The organism is Qipengyuania gaetbuli (assembly GCF_009827315.1).
GTDB classification, from domain to species: domain Bacteria; phylum Pseudomonadota; class Alphaproteobacteria; order Sphingomonadales; family Sphingomonadaceae; genus Qipengyuania; species Qipengyuania gaetbuli.
This window is the reverse complement of record NZ_WTYF01000004.1, coordinates 244,153-260,096: the sequence shown is the minus strand read 5'-3', so window position 1 is coordinate 260,096 and position 15,944 is coordinate 244,153. Positions and strand designations below refer to the sequence as shown.

13 protein-coding genes are annotated in these 15,944 nt (G+C 65.5%); 4 read left to right on the top strand and 9 right to left on the bottom strand.

Features of this window, described 5'->3' with window-relative positions; translation table 11 throughout:
• Positions 1 to 76: 76 nt before the first annotated feature.
• From GRI42_RS03605 to GRI42_RS03590, 4 genes are read right to left on the bottom strand one after another with little or no spacing between them, the layout of a single operon-like run.
• Entirely contained in the window at positions 77 to 802 is a 726-nt protein-coding gene (locus GRI42_RS03605) for an N-formylglutamate amidohydrolase (RefSeq protein WP_160606990.1), read from the bottom strand.
• The gene (locus tag GRI42_RS03600) at positions 799 to 1,611 is read right to left on the bottom strand and encodes a 4-(cytidine 5'-diphospho)-2-C-methyl-D-erythritol kinase (protein WP_160606989.1); all 813 of its coding nucleotides are present in this window, start codon (positions 1,609 to 1,611) and stop codon (positions 799 to 801) included. Before GRI42_RS03600 ends, GRI42_RS03605 begins: the two co-directional genes overlap by 4 nt.
• Before the next feature lie 9 nt (positions 1,612 to 1,620).
• On the bottom strand, positions 1,621 to 2,427 hold the full coding sequence (locus GRI42_RS03595) for a cupin domain-containing protein (protein ID WP_160606988.1): 807 nt from the start codon (positions 2,425 to 2,427) through the stop codon (positions 1,621 to 1,623).
• 6 nt (positions 2,428 to 2,433) lie between these two features.
• Complete coding sequence (locus tag GRI42_RS03590) at positions 2,434 to 4,083, bottom strand: electron transfer flavoprotein-ubiquinone oxidoreductase (RefSeq protein WP_160606987.1); 1,650 nt, start codon at positions 4,081 to 4,083, stop codon at positions 2,434 to 2,436.
• A gap of 38 nt (positions 4,084 to 4,121) precedes the next feature.
• Between GRI42_RS03590 and GRI42_RS03585 the strand changes: the two genes are divergently transcribed.
• From GRI42_RS03585 to GRI42_RS03570, 4 genes are read left to right on the top strand one after another with little or no spacing between them, the layout of a single operon-like run.
• Positions 4,122 to 4,952, top strand: coding sequence for a hypothetical protein (locus GRI42_RS03585; RefSeq protein ID WP_234033817.1), 831 nt, complete (start codon positions 4,122 to 4,124; stop codon positions 4,950 to 4,952).
• On the top strand, positions 4,949 to 6,664 hold the full coding sequence (locus GRI42_RS03580; RefSeq protein ID WP_234033815.1) for a lytic transglycosylase domain-containing protein: 1,716 nt from the start codon (positions 4,949 to 4,951) through the stop codon (positions 6,662 to 6,664). Before GRI42_RS03585 ends, GRI42_RS03580 begins: the two co-directional genes overlap by 4 nt.
• The gene (moaB, locus tag GRI42_RS03575; protein WP_160609060.1) at positions 6,664 to 7,191 is read left to right on the top strand and encodes a molybdenum cofactor biosynthesis protein B; all 528 of its coding nucleotides are present in this window, start codon (positions 6,664 to 6,666) and stop codon (positions 7,189 to 7,191) included. Before GRI42_RS03580 ends, moaB begins: the two co-directional genes overlap by 1 nt.
• Before the next feature lie 42 nt (positions 7,192 to 7,233).
• On the top strand, positions 7,234 to 8,319 hold the full coding sequence (locus GRI42_RS03570; RefSeq protein WP_160606984.1) for a PA0069 family radical SAM protein: 1,086 nt from the start codon (positions 7,234 to 7,236) through the stop codon (positions 8,317 to 8,319).
• 18 nt (positions 8,320 to 8,337) lie between these two features.
• Here the strand turns inward: GRI42_RS03570 and GRI42_RS03565 are convergent, their stop codons facing one another.
• From GRI42_RS03565 to dnaE, 5 genes are all read right to left on the bottom strand, one after another.
• A complete protein-coding gene (locus GRI42_RS03565) occupies positions 8,338 to 9,669 on the bottom strand; it encodes a spinster family MFS transporter (RefSeq protein WP_160606983.1) in 1,332 nt (443 codons plus the stop codon).
• Between the two features lie 95 nt (positions 9,670 to 9,764).
• Positions 9,765 to 10,199 carry a DUF1330 domain-containing protein gene (locus tag GRI42_RS03560; RefSeq protein WP_160606982.1) on the bottom strand — a complete coding sequence of 145 codons (435 nt, stop codon included), beginning with the start codon at positions 10,197 to 10,199 and terminating at the stop codon, positions 9,765 to 9,767.
• Positions 10,200 to 10,208: 9 nt separating this feature from the next.
• A complete protein-coding gene (locus GRI42_RS03555; protein WP_160606981.1) occupies positions 10,209 to 10,754 on the bottom strand; it encodes a pseudouridine synthase in 546 nt (181 codons plus the stop codon).
• Positions 10,755 to 10,764: 10 nt separating this feature from the next.
• The gene (locus tag GRI42_RS03550; protein ID WP_160606980.1) at positions 10,765 to 12,366 is read right to left on the bottom strand and encodes a long-chain fatty acid--CoA ligase; all 1,602 of its coding nucleotides are present in this window, start codon (positions 12,364 to 12,366) and stop codon (positions 10,765 to 10,767) included.
• A gap of 44 nt (positions 12,367 to 12,410) precedes the next feature.
• Positions 12,411 to 15,884, bottom strand: a complete 3,474-nt coding sequence (gene dnaE, locus GRI42_RS03545; RefSeq protein ID WP_160606979.1) for a DNA polymerase III subunit alpha — start codon at positions 15,882 to 15,884, stop codon at positions 12,411 to 12,413.
• Positions 15,885 to 15,944 lie beyond the last annotated feature (60 nt).

The window sequence follows — 15,944 nt, the reverse complement described above, 5'->3', positions numbered from 1 at the left end:
GCTTGCGGCGCGGAGCCTAGCAGAGAGAAATGCCTTCGCTAACGCTAGTTTGGTCCGGCCTAGCCCAAGTTCGCCTTTAGACTTCGAGCGCGACGCGGCCCATCACGTCGGCCAGCAGCATCGCCCAGCGCGCCTGCCCCGCCTCGGTCGCGATCTGGTCCTGCCGGATCTCGACCGTGCAATAGGGGATGCCCTGCGCTTCGGCGTGGCGGTCCATGGTGGCGTTCAGCTGCTTGCCCGAATAGGGCTGGTTGTCGCCCACGGTCAGGCCCTGTTCGCCGAACAGTCGGATCGCGTGCAGCGCGGCGCGATCGTCGTTGTTGTAGAGCAGCGCGACTTCCCACGGACGCTCCACGTCGCTGGTCGCAAGGCTCGGCGTGAAGCTGTGGAGCGCCACGATCATGCGCGGCTTGGCATCCTTGATCATCGCTTCCAGCGCGCGGTGATAGGGGCGGTGATAGAGGTCGAGACGCTTCTCGATGTCGGCACCGATATTGCCCGGCACCAGGTGCCCGTCGCTCGACGTGGGGACGGCGGCCGGATCGTCCTCGGTCCGGTGGAAGTCGCACACAAGGCGGCTGACTGTGGCGATATGGGCCGGGATGCCATGGCGTCGGGCCAGCCGGTCGGCGATGCCTTCGACGCCGATGTCGAGCGCGATGTGATCGTCCAGCAGCTTGCGGTCGATACCGAGGTCCACTTCGGCAGGCACATGGTTGGAGGCGTGGTCGGCCACGCAGATCAGGCCGCCCGGGCGCATCATGTCCGTCCCCACCTGGCGGTACGGCAAGCCGTCGATCATCTGAGGTTCCCCCGCATCTGCCACCAGCCCGGTTGGTCGGCGGCGATGGATGCCGCGGCCCGGTCCCGCGCTGCTTCGTTGTCGAACAGCGCGAAACAGGTCGCGCCAGAACCCGACATACGGGCGAGAAAGGGCGAAGTTCCGCGCAGCGCGGCAAGGACTCCGGCGACAGGAGGGCAGAGCGCGATGGCCGGGCCTTCGAGGTCGTTGCGGCCCTCTGTCGCCACGGTCCGCGCATCGCCTTCCGGCATCGGGCCGAGGTCGACGCCGTTCCACGCCTTGAAGACCGGTCCGGTGGACAGCGGCACGCGCGGGTTCACGAGCAGGACGGGGGTACCCGCAAGACTGTCGTCGGCTGGTTCGAGTTCCGTGCCGGTGCCGCGCCCGATGCAGGTCCGGCTTTCGACGCAGGCCGGGACATCCGCGCCGAGCGAGGCGGCGCGCGCCTGCCAGTCCGCCGGCAGGCCGAAGCGCTCGCGAACGATGCGGAAGACGGCCCCCGCATCGGCCGAACCCCCGCCCAGCCCGGCTGCGACAGGCAAGTTCTTCTCGAGCGTGATCGCCAGACCGTCGGCGCGCGGCAGCTTGCCGAGCGCCTTGACGACAAGATTGTCAAACGGATCCTCGAGACCGCCTGCGAATTCTCCCGCCACCCGCACGCTGTCCTGCGCGGCTGGACTAGCCGTCAGCACATCGCCCGCATCGACGAAAGCGAACAGCGTTTCCAGCTCATGATAGCCGTCCTCGCGCCGCCTGCGGACATGCAGCGCAAGGTTGATCTTGGCGTAGGCGGTTTCGGATGTTGGCACGGTTAGCTGTCAGAGCGCAGTGGTATATTTTTCGGAGGCGGCTTCGAAGGCAATCTTGGGCGCACGAATCGAGCCATCTTCCAGCACAGTCCCGCCGATTGGATCGATTGCCTCGATTTCATAGTCGTCTTCACCCGGGTCCAGTCCGGAAATCACCACATCGAAGGTGCGCGCACTTCCACCCTGCGGGACGAACCAGTGGATATTGTCGCGGTCCGGGGTCATTGCCGACAATTGCCCGGTTTCTGCGACGTAGTCGCGTGTCGGGCGCACGATCATCGCGCCCTCTTCATCGCGAAGCCGGTCGAAGTTGCGCACCCTGAAGCTGCCGCCCACGACGAGATGGGACGAGACCATATGTCGGTGGCCGTGCGGTGTGATCACGTTGTGCGGTTCGAAATCGAAGAAGGCCGCGCCGTATCCCAGTCGACGCGGCTCTCCTTGTTCATCCAGAAAACGTACCGTTCGCTTGCGCGGATCGTTCGTATCGCTGGCCGGATTGGCAGTGATCCTTGCCTGATCGACGGTTGCCATAAGTTCGGCAATTTCAATTTCCGAGGCAAGCTGTTCGACATCGGCCATCCACTGCGCCGGGGCGATCTCGCCACCCTTGAGCGCGCGGGCAAGTTCTCCCTGTCGTTCGATCCAGTCGCGAGCCGCCATGCGCTGCGCCGGCTTGGCAGCGGCCAACTCGCACCCCAGCAGCGCGAAAGAGAGAGTTGCCAGACCACCCGCGAGCGCGTGGCGCCGATCGATCCCGAACGATTCGAGACCCGCAAACCGTGCTCGCCGCCAGTCCCGCTCGTCCAGTGCCATAGCGCCTCACATATTCGGATAGTTGGGCCCGCCGCCGCCTTCAGGGGTGGTCCAGTTGATGTTCTGGTTCGGATCCTTGATGTCGCAGGTCTTGCAGTGGACGCAGTTCTGCGAGTTGATCTGGTACTTCGGCTCGCCCGTCGCATCGTCGACCAGCCACTCGTAGACGCCGGCGGGGCAATAGCGGGTCGAGGGACCGGCATAGACGCCAAGCTCGCTGTCCTTCTGCAGTTCCATGTCCTTGACCTGCAGGTGGACCGGCTGGTCTTCGGCGTGGTTGGTGTAGCTGAAGCTGACGCTGGTCAGGCGGTCGAAGCTGAGCACGCCGTCGGGCTTGGGATAGTCGATCGGCTTGTAGAGGTCGGCGCGGTTCAGCGCCTCGCAGTCGCGGTGGTGCTTCATGCTGATCGGCAGGCCGATCTTGAGATAGCGCATCCACATGTCGACGCCGCCAAGCACGGTGCCGATGTCGCTGCCGAAACGCTCGATCGCGGGAAGCGCGTTCTGGACGAGCTTCAGTTCCTTGGCGATCCAGCTGTCGCGGACGGCTGCATCGTATTCCATCAGTTCGGTATGCTCATGGCCTGCCGCAACGGCTGCGGCCACGCTCTCGGCGGCCAGCATCCCGCTCTTCATGGCGGTGTGGCTGCCCTTGATGCGGGGCACGTTGACGAAGCCGGCTGCACAGCCGATCAGCGCGCCGCCCGGGAAAGCGAGCTTGGGCACGCTCTGCCAGCCGCCGTCGTTGATCGCGCGCGCGCCGTAGGCGACGCGCTTGCCGCCCTTGAGCACCTCGGCGATCAGCGGATGGTGCTTCCAGCGCTGGAATTCCTGGAACGGGCTGACATAGGGGTTCGAATAATCGAGCCAGGTGACGAGGCCCAGGGCGACCTGGTTGTTCGCCTGGTGATAGAGGAAGCCGCCGCCGTTGCTGCCGCTTTCGCTGAGCGGCCAGCCCTGCGTGTGGACGATCTTGCCCGGCTCGTGCAGTTCGGGATCGATGTCCCACAATTCCTTGATGCCGATGCCGTAGACCTGCGGCTGGCAGTTTGCCTCGAGGTCGTACTTCGCCTTCATCTGCTTGGTGAGGTTACCGCGGGCACCTTCTGCAAACAGCGTGTACTTGGCGTGGATTTCCATGCCCGGCTGGTAATCGGCCTTCTGGCTGCCGTCGGCAGCGATGCCCATGTCCTGCGTGACGACGCCGGCAACAGCGCCATTTTCGTCGTACAGCACCTCGGCAGCGGGGAAGCCGGGGAAGACCATCACGCCCATGCCTTCGGCCTGCTCGGCCAGCCAGCGGCAGAGGTTTCCGAGCGAGCCGGTGTAGCAGCCCACGTTCGACATGAAGGGCGGGAACATGATGTGCGGCATGGCCGAGGCGCCGGTTTCGCTGATCGTGTAGAACAGGTCCTCGCCCACCGGCGTTTGCGCCATGGGGCAATCCATGTCGCGCCATTCGGGCAGCAATTCGTCGAGCGCCTTGGGGTCGACCACCGCGCCGGAAAGGATGTGAGCGCCGATTTCGCTGCCCTTTTCGAGCACCACGACCTCGAGGTCCTCGTTGATCTGCTTCAACCGGATCGCCGCGGCGAGGCCGGCAACGCCGCCGCCGATGATGACGACGTCGCAGGGCATGGATTCACGTTCGCTCATGTCTCTCTCTTTTCGTCGCTATTCGCTTGCGCGATGCCTTGATTGCTGCCGCGTTTGAGGTCAAGACCTCCAGCGGACGGATGATGCACGAAAACCCCACGAATAACGGCGAAATCGACGCAGCCCAAGCTCTCGAAGCCGCCTTCGACTGGTGGCGCGAAGCGGGCGTCGATCACGACTATGCGGCCGATCCGCACAGCTGGCTCGCCAGTCCCGAAGCGGAAGAAGCCGTAGCGGCGCCCAAGCCCGTGGCGCGGGTGGAAGAACCCAAGCCCACCCCGCTCGAACGCGCTTTCCAGCAGGCCCCCGAAACGGGCCGGATCGGCGGCGATGCGGCAGCATGGCCGGACGATCTCGGAAAATTTCGCGAATGGTGGATGAGCGAGGCTTCGCTTTCGCTCGCCGGCACCGAAGCGCGGCTCCCCCCGCGCGGAGTCGCAGGCACCAAGCTGATGGTCCTCGTTGCCGAACCCTATGCCGATGACGGCGATGCACTGCTCTCGGGCGGCGCAGGTCGCTTTGCCGCGGCCATCCTCAAGGCGATGGGCGTCGAACCGCACGAAGCCTATCTTTCGAGCGCCCTGCCCGCGCCTGCCGCGCTGGCCGACTGGGAAGAACTGGCCGCCAATGGCCTCGGCGCCGTGACTGCCCACCACATCGCCCTCGCCGCGCCGGAACGCGTGCTCGTGTTCGGCAGGGGTATGGCCCCGCTGTTCGGCATCGCGCCTGCCGCCGCGCGCGAACCCGCCTTGATTACCACCGGCGAGCGTCACGTGCCCCTGCTGCTCGCTCCCGATCTGGCCGAACTTTCCCGCACTCCGGAACGCCGCATGAATTTCTGGAACCGCTGGCTCGAATGGACCGCATGACCAAACGTTTTCTGCTGGCCGCCGCTCTCGGTGGCTCGATCCTCTCATCCCCCGCCACCGCGCAAGGCTCCGACAGCCTTGCCTATTTCACCCGTTCGCATGCGGCCGTCCTGCCGCAGCTCCTGTCGGGCGACGACCAGCTTTACTACCGCTCGCTGTTCGAGGCGATCGAGGCGAAGAACTGGGACCGGGTCGAAGTCATGCTGGGGGAGCGGACGGACGGTCCGCTGCACGGCTCTGTCCTTGCCGCCTATTTCCTCCACCCCGAAAGCCCGCGCATCGAATTGCCCCGCATCGAGGCGTGGCTGGCCCGTTACGCGAGCCTGCCCGAGGCCGAGGCCATTATCCGGCTCGGTCGGACGCGCGGACTGGAGAACGCCCCCACGCTACCCCGTGAACGGCAATTGGTCGGCCAGCGCGGCGTGACCAAGCGCATGCGCCCCCGCACCGTCTCCGACGGTTCGATGCCGGACGGCGTCCAGAGCGCGATCCTCGACCGGATTTCCAATGACGATCCCGATGGCGCGCGGCTGCTGCTCGACGGCGTCGACGCCTCCCTGTCATCCGAAGCCCGAGCCGAATGGCGCCAGCGCGTTGCCTGGTCCTATTACATCGAGAACCGCGATGCCGAAGCGCTCGCCATGGCGCAGTTGGTCGGTCAGGGCCGCGGTCCCTGGGTGGCAGAGGGCGACTGGGTGGCAGGCCTTGCCTCCTGGCGTCTCGGCGACTGCGAGAACGCCGCCGACTATTTCCGTCGCAGCGCCGCGGCTTCGGCCAATGGCTCGCTGACCGCCGCAGCGCATTACTGGGCTGCCCGCGCGCTGATCCGTTGCCGCCAGCCGGAAAAGGCCGACGAGCAATTGCGCGGCGCGGCGCGTTTTTCCGAGACGCTTTACGGCATGCTCGCGCACGAGCAGCTGGCGCAGACGCTGCCCGGCGACCATGCCAGTCCCGACCTGACGCAGGACGACTGGCGCCGCCTCCAGAACGAGGCCGCAGTGCGCGAGGCCGTGATGTTGGCCGAGGTCGGCAGGCGCGACCTCGCCGACGAGGCGCTGCGCTGGCAGGCACGTCGGATCGAGCCTTCGGACTTTCCCGCGCTCACCCGCCTTGCCCGGGCGCTGGGCCTTGCCGGCACGCAGACCTTCATGGCCTACAATGCGCCGCGCGGCACGAGCTCTCCCGCCAATTTGCGCTGGCCCGTCGCCTATCACCAGCCCACCGGAGGCTGGCGCGTCGATCCGGCGCTCGCCTTCGCCCACGCGCTACAGGAATCGAATTTCCGCGAGGGCGTGGTCAGCCCAGCCAATGCCATTGGCCTGATGCAGATCCGCCCCATCGCGGCGCGCGAGTATGCAGCCTCCATCAACATGAGCGCCGGTGCGGACCTCAAGAACCCGGCGGTCAATCTCGCCTTCGGGCAAAGGGCACTGCAGGCGCTGGCGGACGCAGGCTATACTCGCGGGCACCTGCCCAAGGTCATGGCCGCCTACAACGCCGGCCCCACGCCGGTCGCGCGCTGGAACAGCGAGATCAACGACCAGGGCGACCCGCTGCTCTGGATGGAATCGATCCCCTATTGGGAAACGCGCGAATACGTCGCAGTGGTGATGCGCAATTACTGGATGTACCTGCGCCAGGCAGAGGCCGTTGCGCAAAGCCGGACGGAACTCGCGCAGAACCAGTGGCCGCAATTCCCGAGGACGCGCTGATGGCTATCGACGAGACCCGTGCCTTCAAGCCCGTCAACATCGCGCTGCTGACCATTTCGGACAGCCGCAAGGCCGAGGACGACACCTCGGGCGACATCCTCGCCCAGCGGATCGAGGCGGCCGGCCACACGCTCGCCGCGCGCGAGATCAGCCGCGACGACAAGAACGAGATCGCCGCGCACCTCCACCGCTGGATCGACGACGAGATGGTCGATGCGGTGATCACCACCGGCGGAACCGGCCTCACGGGCCGGGATGTCACGCCCGAGGCGCTCGACCGCGTGAAGGACAAGGATATTCCCGGCTTCGGCGAGTACTTCCGCTACATCAGCATCGAGAGCATCGGCACCAGCACGATCCAGAGCCGCGCCTGCGCGGTGCTGGCGCGCGGGACCTATATCTTCGCGCTGCCCGGATCGAACGGCGCCGTGAAAGATGGATGGGACAAGATCCTCGCCCACCAGCTCGACAGCCGCCACCGGCCCTGCAATTTCGTCGAACTGATGCCCCGCCTGCGGGAACGCTGAACCCGCTTCCACGCCCCTTATGTTCTGTGTATGTTCTCACGCATGGAAGCCAGCAACGAGTCGCCCCTGCGCGGGCGCGGCGCCCAGTCCGCCGCGGTCCCGACGCGCTTCGGTCTTGCCACGCGCGAGGCCGATGGCGACTGGCGCGACCACATGGAGGCACTCGACGGACCGCCAGTGAAGCTGCGCACTCATGTGACCGAGGAACACCCGCGCACCATCCTCAGCTTCAACCAGTCGCCCGACATCTTCTTCGACCGGTCGATCAATGCCTATCGCGGCTGCGAGCATGGCTGCGTCTATTGTTTCGCACGGCCGACCCATGCGTATCACGACCTGTCGCCGGGGCTCGATTTCGAAACGCGCCTGTTCGCCAAGCCCAATGCGGCGGAACTGCTGCGGGCAACGCTTGCGAAGTCGAAGTACCGCCCCCGCCCCATCGCCATGGGGACCAATACCGACCCCTACCAGCCGATCGAGCGCGACTATCGAATCACGCGGCAGGTGCTGGAAGTGTGCCTCGATGCGCGGCACCCGGTGACCATCACGACCAAGTCCGACCGGGTACTCGACGACCTCGACATCCTGTCGGAGATGGCTGAGCGGCGCCTGGTAGCGGTCGCCATTTCGGTGACGAGCCTCGATGCAAAGCTGTCGGGAAAGCTCGAACCACGCGCAGCTTCACCGGCCAAGCGACTCTCCGCGCTGCATAAACTGGCCGAAGCGGGCGTGCCGACGCATTGCTCGGTCGCGCCGGTCATCCCATCCATCACCGACGAGTTCATGGAGGAGATCGTCCAGCGCGCCGCCGCCATCGGCGTCGACAGCGTGGGCTGGATCCCGCTGCGCCTGCCGCACGAGGTGGCCCCGTTGTTCCGCGAATGGCTCTCGGTCCATTACCCCGAGCGCGGCGACAAGGTGATGGGCATCGTCCGGTCGATCAGGAACGGCAAGGACAACGACCCCAACTTTTTCTCCCGCCTGAAGCCGACCGGCGTCTGGGCCGACCTGTTCCGCGCAAGGTTCCGTGTTGCGTGCAAGCGCGCAGGCCTCGGCAAGGCGAAGTTCGAGCTCGACTGCACGCAGTTCAGGCCGCCTGCGGTGGGCGGGCAGCTGCGGTTGTTGTGAGCGCCTGCAATCAGGTGGTCAGGAGCTCTTGCCCAGTTCCGACGCCAGATGCGCTCTTGCCCGCCAGAAGAAGAAGGCCGGCACAAGGCCCAGCCATGCTGCCCCGTAAAGCACCCAGCGCACGCTGTCCTCGCCTGCGACCGGCGCGAAGGCGTCCGACAGCATACCGAAGAACAGCGGTCCCAGCCCCAATCCGATCAAGTTCTGCGCGAACAGCATGACGGCGGTCGCCATCGCTCTTGCCTGCGGACGCACGAGCCCCTGCACGCAGGCATAGGTCGGGCCGTAGTAGAAGCTGTTGAGGACGGTCGCGACGACGATCAGCACGAGACCGAACCGCCAGTCGGCGGCCGCATAGCCGAAGAACAATATCGGAGCGCCGATCACGAGGCCCAGAGCGGGCGCGGTGAGGATATGGCGCGGGTCGCGCGAGCCATAGCGGTCGGCGATCCAGCCGCCGCCCCAGGTGCCGAGCATGGCCGCCAATCCGGCCGAAATACCGAGCCACAGCCCGGTCTCGCCCGGAGAAAGGCCGTGCGAGCGGATGAAATAGATCGTGGCCCAGACGGTCTTGCCATAGGACAGGAAAGCCACCAGCCCGGCGGCGACCAGCAATTGCACCATCGCCTTGGAGCGCAGGATTTCCCGTAGCGCATCGCGGGCAGGCAGAGCGGCGGGCGGCTCACCCGGAACTGCTGCGGCCGCACCAGGTGCGTTAGGCATGGGCGCGTCCTCGCTCGCCGCGGCCGGACTATGTCGGCGCGGTTCGCGGATCAGCATGGGCAGTGCGACAGCCATGATTATGCCCGGCACGCCCGCAACCAGGAATGCGGTGCGCCATCCGTAGGCATCGGCAAGCAGGCCGCCCATCGCCATGCCGAGCAGGCTGCCGATAGGGATACCCAGGCCGTAAAAGGCCATCGCCGAAGACCGCTTTTCGGCCGGCACCGTGTCGGTAATGAGCGAATGGGCGGCAGGCGTGCACCCTGCCTCGCCCACCCCGACCCCGATCCGTGCGAGCAGCAGCTGGCCGAAATTCTGGGCCAGTCCGCACAGGGCCGTCATGCCCGACCAGAAGGCGAGCGAAACCGAGATCAGCGTGGTGCGGCTGGACTTCGGGTTATCGGCATAACGCGCGATCGGGATGCCGAGAAACGTGTAGAACAGGGCAAACGCGAGCCCGGTCATCAGGCCGATCTGGGTGTCCGAAAGGCCGAGATCCTGCTTGATCGGCTCGGCCAGGATATTGACGATCTGCCGGTCGAGAAAGTTCAGGATGTAGACGACGAGCAGTGTCCAGAGGACGAGCCGTGTGGACTGCGCAGCGACGGGAGAGCTGGTCTTGTTCATGCGGTTAAAGGCTCAATGCCTCCCTTGCGTCCTGCAATCGGTCGTGCTGGTCGACCTTTTGCACTACCATTGCGAATTGCTGATCCTCACGGGCCCTACCCGAACCCTTCCCCCGCAGCGCCCGGCTTGAAGCGCACCAGCCTGCTGTCCGCCAGCGCCGCCGTGCGGTTCACGACTGCCTTCTGGTAGTCCGCGTCCTTGATCATTTCGAAGAAGGCTCCGGCGTGCGGGTATTGCGCGATGAAGCCGTCGTGCCATTGCATCGCTTCCGGCCCGGTCACCACCGTCTGGAACGCACCACGCCAGACGATGCTGCCGCCCACGCGGCGGAAGATCGGGCCGCTGGTCTTGCCGTATTCCTCGTAGGCGCGCCGCCCGCTCCAGCCCTTGCCCGCGTGCTCGTGGCCCTCGGGATATTCGGCGAGATCGCGATAGCGCAACAGGTTGAGCATGTGGATCGGCTCGTCTCGCGGCAGGTCCTTGAAAGCGGCGAAATTGGCCGGGCTCGGGTCGATATAGGTGTCGCTCATCTGTCTCTCCTAGACCTGCAATTCGCGGTATGTCCCGGGTGCGATCCCGTCGAGGCTCCACTCGCCGATGCGCCAGCGGACCAGCCGCAAGGTGGGCAGACCGACTGCCGCGGTCATCCGGCGCACCTGCCGGTTGCGGCCCTCGGTAATTTCGAGCGCAATCCAGCTGTCGGGCACGCTCTTGCGATAGCGCACCGGCGGATCGCGGTCCCACAGCGGCGGCGGGTCTATCCGTTTGGCCCTAGCATGCCGGGTCATGCCGTCATTGAGGTCGACACCCCGGGAGAGGCGTTCCAGCGCATCGTCGCCGACCTCGCCTTCCACCTGCACCAGGTATGTCTTGGGCAGCTTGTAGCGCGGTTCGGCGATCCGTGATTGCAGCCGCCCGTCGTCGGTCAGCAGCAACAGCCCTTCGCTGTCCTTGTCGAGCCGGCCCGCCGGATAGACGCCCGGCACATCGACGAGATGCGCCAGCGTGTCGTCCACGCCGTCCTTGCCCCCGGTGAACTGCGAGAGCACACCGTAGGGCTTGTTGAGGAGGATCAGGCGCGCCACGCGCGTAGGCTCAGCCGTCGGCCAGCTTGTAGTCCGCGAACCGGTCGCGCAGGTCCTTCTTGCTGATCTTGCCGGTGGCCGTGTGCGGGATGTCGTCGACGAATTCGACCGCATCGGGCAGCCACCACTTGGCGACTTTGTCGGCGAGGTAATCGATCACATCGCGGTCGGAGCAATCGGCCCCTTCCTTCTTCACCACGAACAGCACCGGACGTTCGTCCCACTTGGGGTGGAACATGCCGATGCAGGCGGCTTCAGCGACTGCCGGATGGCCGACGGCGGCGTTTTCCAGCTCGACCGAGCTGATCCATTCGCCGCCCGACTTGATCACGTCCTTGGTGCGGTCGGTCAGCTGCAGCGTGCCGTCTGGGTGGAGCACGCCGACGTCGCCGGTATCGAACCAGCCACCCTCGGTCACGGCGTCCTCTTCCGCCTTGAAATACCGCTTCACCACCCAGGGCCCGCGGATTTGCAGCGCGCCCGAAGTCTCGCCGTCGCGCGGCAGGACCTTGGTGTTGTCGTCGAGATCGACCGTGCGCAGTTCCACGCCGAAGATCGGGCGGCCCTGCTTCATGGTCTTCACCACGCGTTCTTCGAGGCTGAGGTTTTCCCAGTCGTGCGTCGGGCCACCGACCGTGCCGATGGGCGAGGTTTCGGTCATGCCCCAAGCGTGCTGGACGCGGGTGCCGTTCTTCATCAGGCGCTCGATCATGAACTTGGGCGCGGCAGAACCGCCGATCGTCGCGGCCTTCAGCGGCGGCAGGTCGATGCCATTGGCGTCGCAATACTGGAAATGCGCAAGCCAGACTGTGGGCACGCCCGCGCTGTCGGTCACGCCTTCCTTGAGCATCATGTCATGCAGCACGGCAGGATCGTTCACGGCCGAGAAGACGAACTTGATGCCCGCCATCGCGCCCGCATAGGGCAGGCCCCAACTGGCCGCGTGGAACATCGGTACCACGGGGAGCATCACGGACGAGGCGCTGAAATTGAACGCTGCGGGCTGAAGCCCGGCCATGGCGTGCAGCACCGTGCTGCGATGCTCGTACTGGACGCCCTTGGGATTGCCGGTCGTGCCGCTGGTGTAGCAGATCATGCAAGGGTCGCGCTCGCTCCCGGCGACCCACTGGAAATCGCCCGACTGCGCGGCGATCCAGTCCTCGAACGAGGTCGTATGCTCGCCGCTGTCGAAGCAGATGTAGTGCTCTACCGTGGTCCAGCGGTCGCGCATCCTGTCGACGATCGGCTGGAAAGCCGCGTCATAGACCATCACGCGGTCTTCGGCGTGATTGACGATGTATTCGAGCTGGTCGTCGAACAAGCGGGGGTTCACCGTGTGGAGCACGCCGCCCATGCCCGCCACGCCGTACCAGCTGACGAGGTGGCGCGAGTGGTTCATCGCGAGGCTGGCGACCTTGTCGCCCTTGCGCAGGCCCAGCGCCTGCAGCGCCTGTGCCATCTTCAGCGCGTCGGTGCGGATACCCTGCCAATTGGTGCGCGTCTCGCTGCCATCGGCCCAGCGGGTGACGATTTCGCGGTCAGGTGCCTCGCGCGCCGCGTGATCGATCACGTGGGTGACGCGCATGGTCCAGTCCTGCATCGCTCCGAGCATTCAGCCTCTCCTCTCTCGTGCCGCCCCCTCGGGCGGCTCTCAACTCAGTTGACGAGTCGCAGGTGTGCCCCGCCTCGCCGCTTGTCGAGTTGCACCTTGGCAAGGCTCGGCACGCTTGCCAAGCGTTCGGCGAGTTCGCCGTCGAGAGAGAAATTCCGCCCCAGCCGCATGACCGGATCGGCCGCTTCGCCGGTCCGGAGCGTCACCAGCACCTCGTCCTGCCCGCCCATGGCCGCGAGCAGTTCCGTCTTGAGCTCTTCAAGCGCCGATCCGTCGAGCACGTCGAGCGTCATGATCATCGGCATGGAACCACGCACTTCGGCCAGCGGCGTGCCCCCACGAACGGTGATGCGCGGTGGTTCGTCGGGGCTCGGGGCATCGAGTTCGACCTGCAGCAGTACGCAGGTCTGGTCTTCCGCCCATTTCATGAACTTCTCGACCATGCCTTCCTCGAAACAGGCCGCGCTGAACTGGCCGGAGGCATCGGAAAAATCGGCGCGGATGAAGGGCTTGCCGCGGCGCGTGGTGCCCTTGTTCACCTTCTCCACCATGGCCGCCATTACCGCGTTGGAGCGCCCGCCGGCAGGCGCGCCGCCTGCCATGAGCGAAGCATAGGAGCGCGCGCCATTGGCCGATGCGACCTGTTTCCAGGCCGCGACCGGGTGGGCGGAGAAGTAGAAGCCGAAATTCTCGCGCTCGCGCGCCATGCGTTCGGCGCGCGGCCAGTCCTCGACCTCTTTCAGGCGCAGCGTCTCGCCGGGCTGGTCCTCGCCGCCGAACAGGGCCGCCTGCCCACTGCTCCGCTCGCGCTCGGCGGCGTCGGCCACGGCGAGCAGCATGTCGGCATTCTCGAACACTTTCGCGCGGTTGGGCTCCAGCGCATCGAGCGCGCCGGCACAGGCGAGCGCTTCCAGCTGGCGGGAATTGAGCGAGCCTTTCGGAATGCGCTCGAACAGGTCCTGCAGGCTTTCGAACGGGCCCGCCGCCTCGCGTTCGGCAACGATCGCCTCCATCGCCTTTTCGCCGACGTTGCGGATACCGGCCAGCGCATAGCGCACGGCGTAACCGTCATCGGTCTGCTCGACAGTGAATTCGGCTTCCGAACGGTTGAGGCACGGCGGCTCGACCGCGATGCCCTGCCGCCGCGCATCGTCGACGAAAATGGTCAGCTTTTCCGACTGGTGCATGTCGAAGCACATCGACGCGGCGAAGAATTCTTCCGGGTAATGCGCCTTCAGCCACGCGGTCTGGTAGGCGAGCAGCGCATAGGCGGCGGCGTGCGACTTGTTGAAGCCGTAGCCGGCGAACTTGTCGATCAAGTCGAACAGCTCGTTCGCCTTGGCCTTCTCGATACCCGACACGTCCTTGCATCCGGCCACGAAACGTTCGCGCTGGGCGTCCATTTCCGCCTGGACCTTCTTGCCCATCGCACGGCGCAGCAAGTCTGCATCGCCGAGCGAGTATCCGGCGAGGATCTGCGCGGCCTGCATGACCTGTTCCTGGTAGACGAAAATGCCGTAGGTTTCGGTGAGGATTTCCTCGAGCTTGGCGTGCGGATACTCGATCGGCACCTCGCCCGCCTTGCGCTTGCCGAACAGCGGGATGTTGTCCATCGGGCCCGGGCGATAGAGCGAGACGAGCGCGATGATGTCGCCGAAATTGGTCGGTTTCACCGCGGTCAGCGTGCGGCGCATGCCTTCCGATTCCAGCTGGAACACGCCGACCGTATTACCCGCCTTCATCAGGTCGTAGACCGCCGGATCGTCGAGCGGCAGCTGCGAGAGGTCGATGTCGATCTCGCGCTTCTTCAACAGGTCCGTCGCCTTCTTGAGTACCGACAGCGTCTTCAGGCCGAGGAAGTCGAATTTGACGAGGCCGGAGCTTTCGACATTCTTCATGTCGTATTGCGTCACCGGCATGTCGGAGCGCGGATCGCGATAGAGCGGCACCAGCTTCGCCAGCGGACGGTCGCCGATCACCACGCCGGCCGCGTGGGTCGAGCTGTTGCGCGGGAAGCCCTCCAGCTGCATCGCCAGGTCGACGAGGCGCTTCACCTCGTTGTCATTGTCGTATTCGGCCTTGAAATCGGCCGCCCCGTTGAGCGCGCGAGGCAGGGTCCACGGGTCGGTCGGATGGTTCGGCACCATCTTGCAAATACGGTCGACATGGCCGTAGCTCATCTGGAGGATACGGCCCGTATCGCGCAGCACGGCGCGCGCTTTCAGCTTACCGAAGGTGATGATCTGCGCGACGTGATCGTGGCCGTACTTGGCCTGCACGTAACGGATCACCTCGCCGCGGCGGGTTTCGCAGAAATCGATATCGAAGTCGGGCATCGACACGCGTTCCGGGTTGAGGAAGCGTTCGAACAGCAGTCCGAGCTTGATGGGGTCGAGATCGGTAATCGTCAGCGCCCATGCGACCAGGCTGCCTGCACCCGAACCACGCCCCGGCCCGACGGGAATGTCTTGCTCCTTCGCCCACTTGATGAAGTCGGCAACGATCAGGAAGTAGCCGGGAAAGCCCATCTGGTTGATGATGCCGACTTCGTAATCGAGCCGGTCGACATAGACCTTCAGCTCCTCGTCCGACATCTCGCCATAGGGTTCGAGGCGCTTGGCAAGACCCTTGCGCGCGTCCTCTTCCAGCATCCGCGCCTCGCCTTCGAGGTCGCCTGCAAGGCTGGGCAGGATGGGATTGCGGTAAGGCGGCGCGAAAGCGCAGCGCTGGGCGATGACGAGCGTGTTGGAAACCGCTTCGGGAAGGTCGGCAAAACCTTCTTCCATCATGTGCGCGGTCTTCACATAGGCTTCGGGATTGGACTTGGCCCGTTCTTCCGCATCGACATGGGTCGAATTGGCGATGCACAGCATGGCGTCATGCGCCTTGTACATATGCGGTTCGGCGAAGTTCGCGGGGTTCGTGGCGACCAGCGGGAGATCGCGTTCGTAGGCGAGATCGATCAGCGCGTTTTCCGCCGCCTCTTCCGCCTCGTTCCCGCGCCGGGCGAGTTCGATGTAGAGCCTGCCGGGGAACAGAGCCTCCAGCCGGTCCAGCATGGCGACGGCGTGGCTGACCTGCCCTTCGGCAAGCAGGCGGGTGACGCCGCCCTCGCTCGCGCCGGTCAGGGCTATCAACCCGTCCGTATGGCCTTCAAGGTCGGACAGTCGGACGTGCGGTTCGAATTCCAGCGGGCGGTCGAGATGTGCGCGGCTGACGAGATGGCAGAGATTGTCGTAGCCCGCCTCGTCCTGCGCGTAGAGCGGCAGGTAATCGACGATCCGCCCTTCCTCGTCGCGCGCCACGCCCAGCAGCGTGCCGATGATCGGCTGCACGCCTTCGGCCTTGCAGGCATTGGCGAACATGACCGCGCCATACAGGCCGTTGCGGTCCGCAATCGCGATGGCGGGAAAGCCGCGTTCCTTCGCCAGCTTGGCCATCGCCTTCGGGTCGATCGCCCCTTCGAGCATCGAATAGGCGGACAGCACGCGCAGGGGAACGAAGGGCTTGTAAGGCATAGGGCCAGAGTAGGAACTCGGCGCCCAAACTGGAAGCGGCAAGCCGCGCTTATTCTCCAC

Excerpts from the sequence above, each read along its gene's own strand:
- GRI42_RS03605 (WP_160606990.1), bottom strand. The coding sequence starts at position 802 with ATGATCGACGGCTTGCCGTACCGCCAGGTGGGGACGGACATGATGCGC.
- GRI42_RS03595 (WP_160606988.1), bottom strand. The coding sequence starts at position 2,427 with ATGGCACTGGACGAGCGGGACTGGCGGCGAGCACGGTTTGCGGGTCTC.
- GRI42_RS03590 (WP_160606987.1), bottom strand. The coding sequence starts at position 4,083 with ATGAGCGAACGTGAATCCATGCCCTGCGACGTCGTCATCATCGGCGGC.
- GRI42_RS03580 (WP_234033815.1), top strand. The coding sequence starts at position 4,949 with ATGACCAAACGTTTTCTGCTGGCCGCCGCTCTCGGTGGCTCGATCCTC.
- moaB (WP_160609060.1), top strand. The coding sequence starts at position 6,664 with ATGGCTATCGACGAGACCCGTGCCTTCAAGCCCGTCAACATCGCGCTG.
- GRI42_RS03570 (WP_160606984.1), top strand. The coding sequence starts at position 7,234 with ATGGAAGCCAGCAACGAGTCGCCCCTGCGCGGGCGCGGCGCCCAGTCC.
- GRI42_RS03565 (WP_160606983.1), bottom strand. The coding sequence starts at position 9,669 with ATGAACAAGACCAGCTCTCCCGTCGCTGCGCAGTCCACACGGCTCGTC.
- GRI42_RS03560 (WP_160606982.1), bottom strand. The coding sequence starts at position 10,199 with ATGAGCGACACCTATATCGACCCGAGCCCGGCCAATTTCGCCGCTTTC.
- GRI42_RS03550 (WP_160606980.1), bottom strand. The coding sequence starts at position 12,366 with ATGCTCGGAGCGATGCAGGACTGGACCATGCGCGTCACCCACGTGATC.
- dnaE (WP_160606979.1), bottom strand. The coding sequence starts at position 15,884 with ATGCCTTACAAGCCCTTCGTTCCCCTGCGCGTGCTGTCCGCCTATTCG.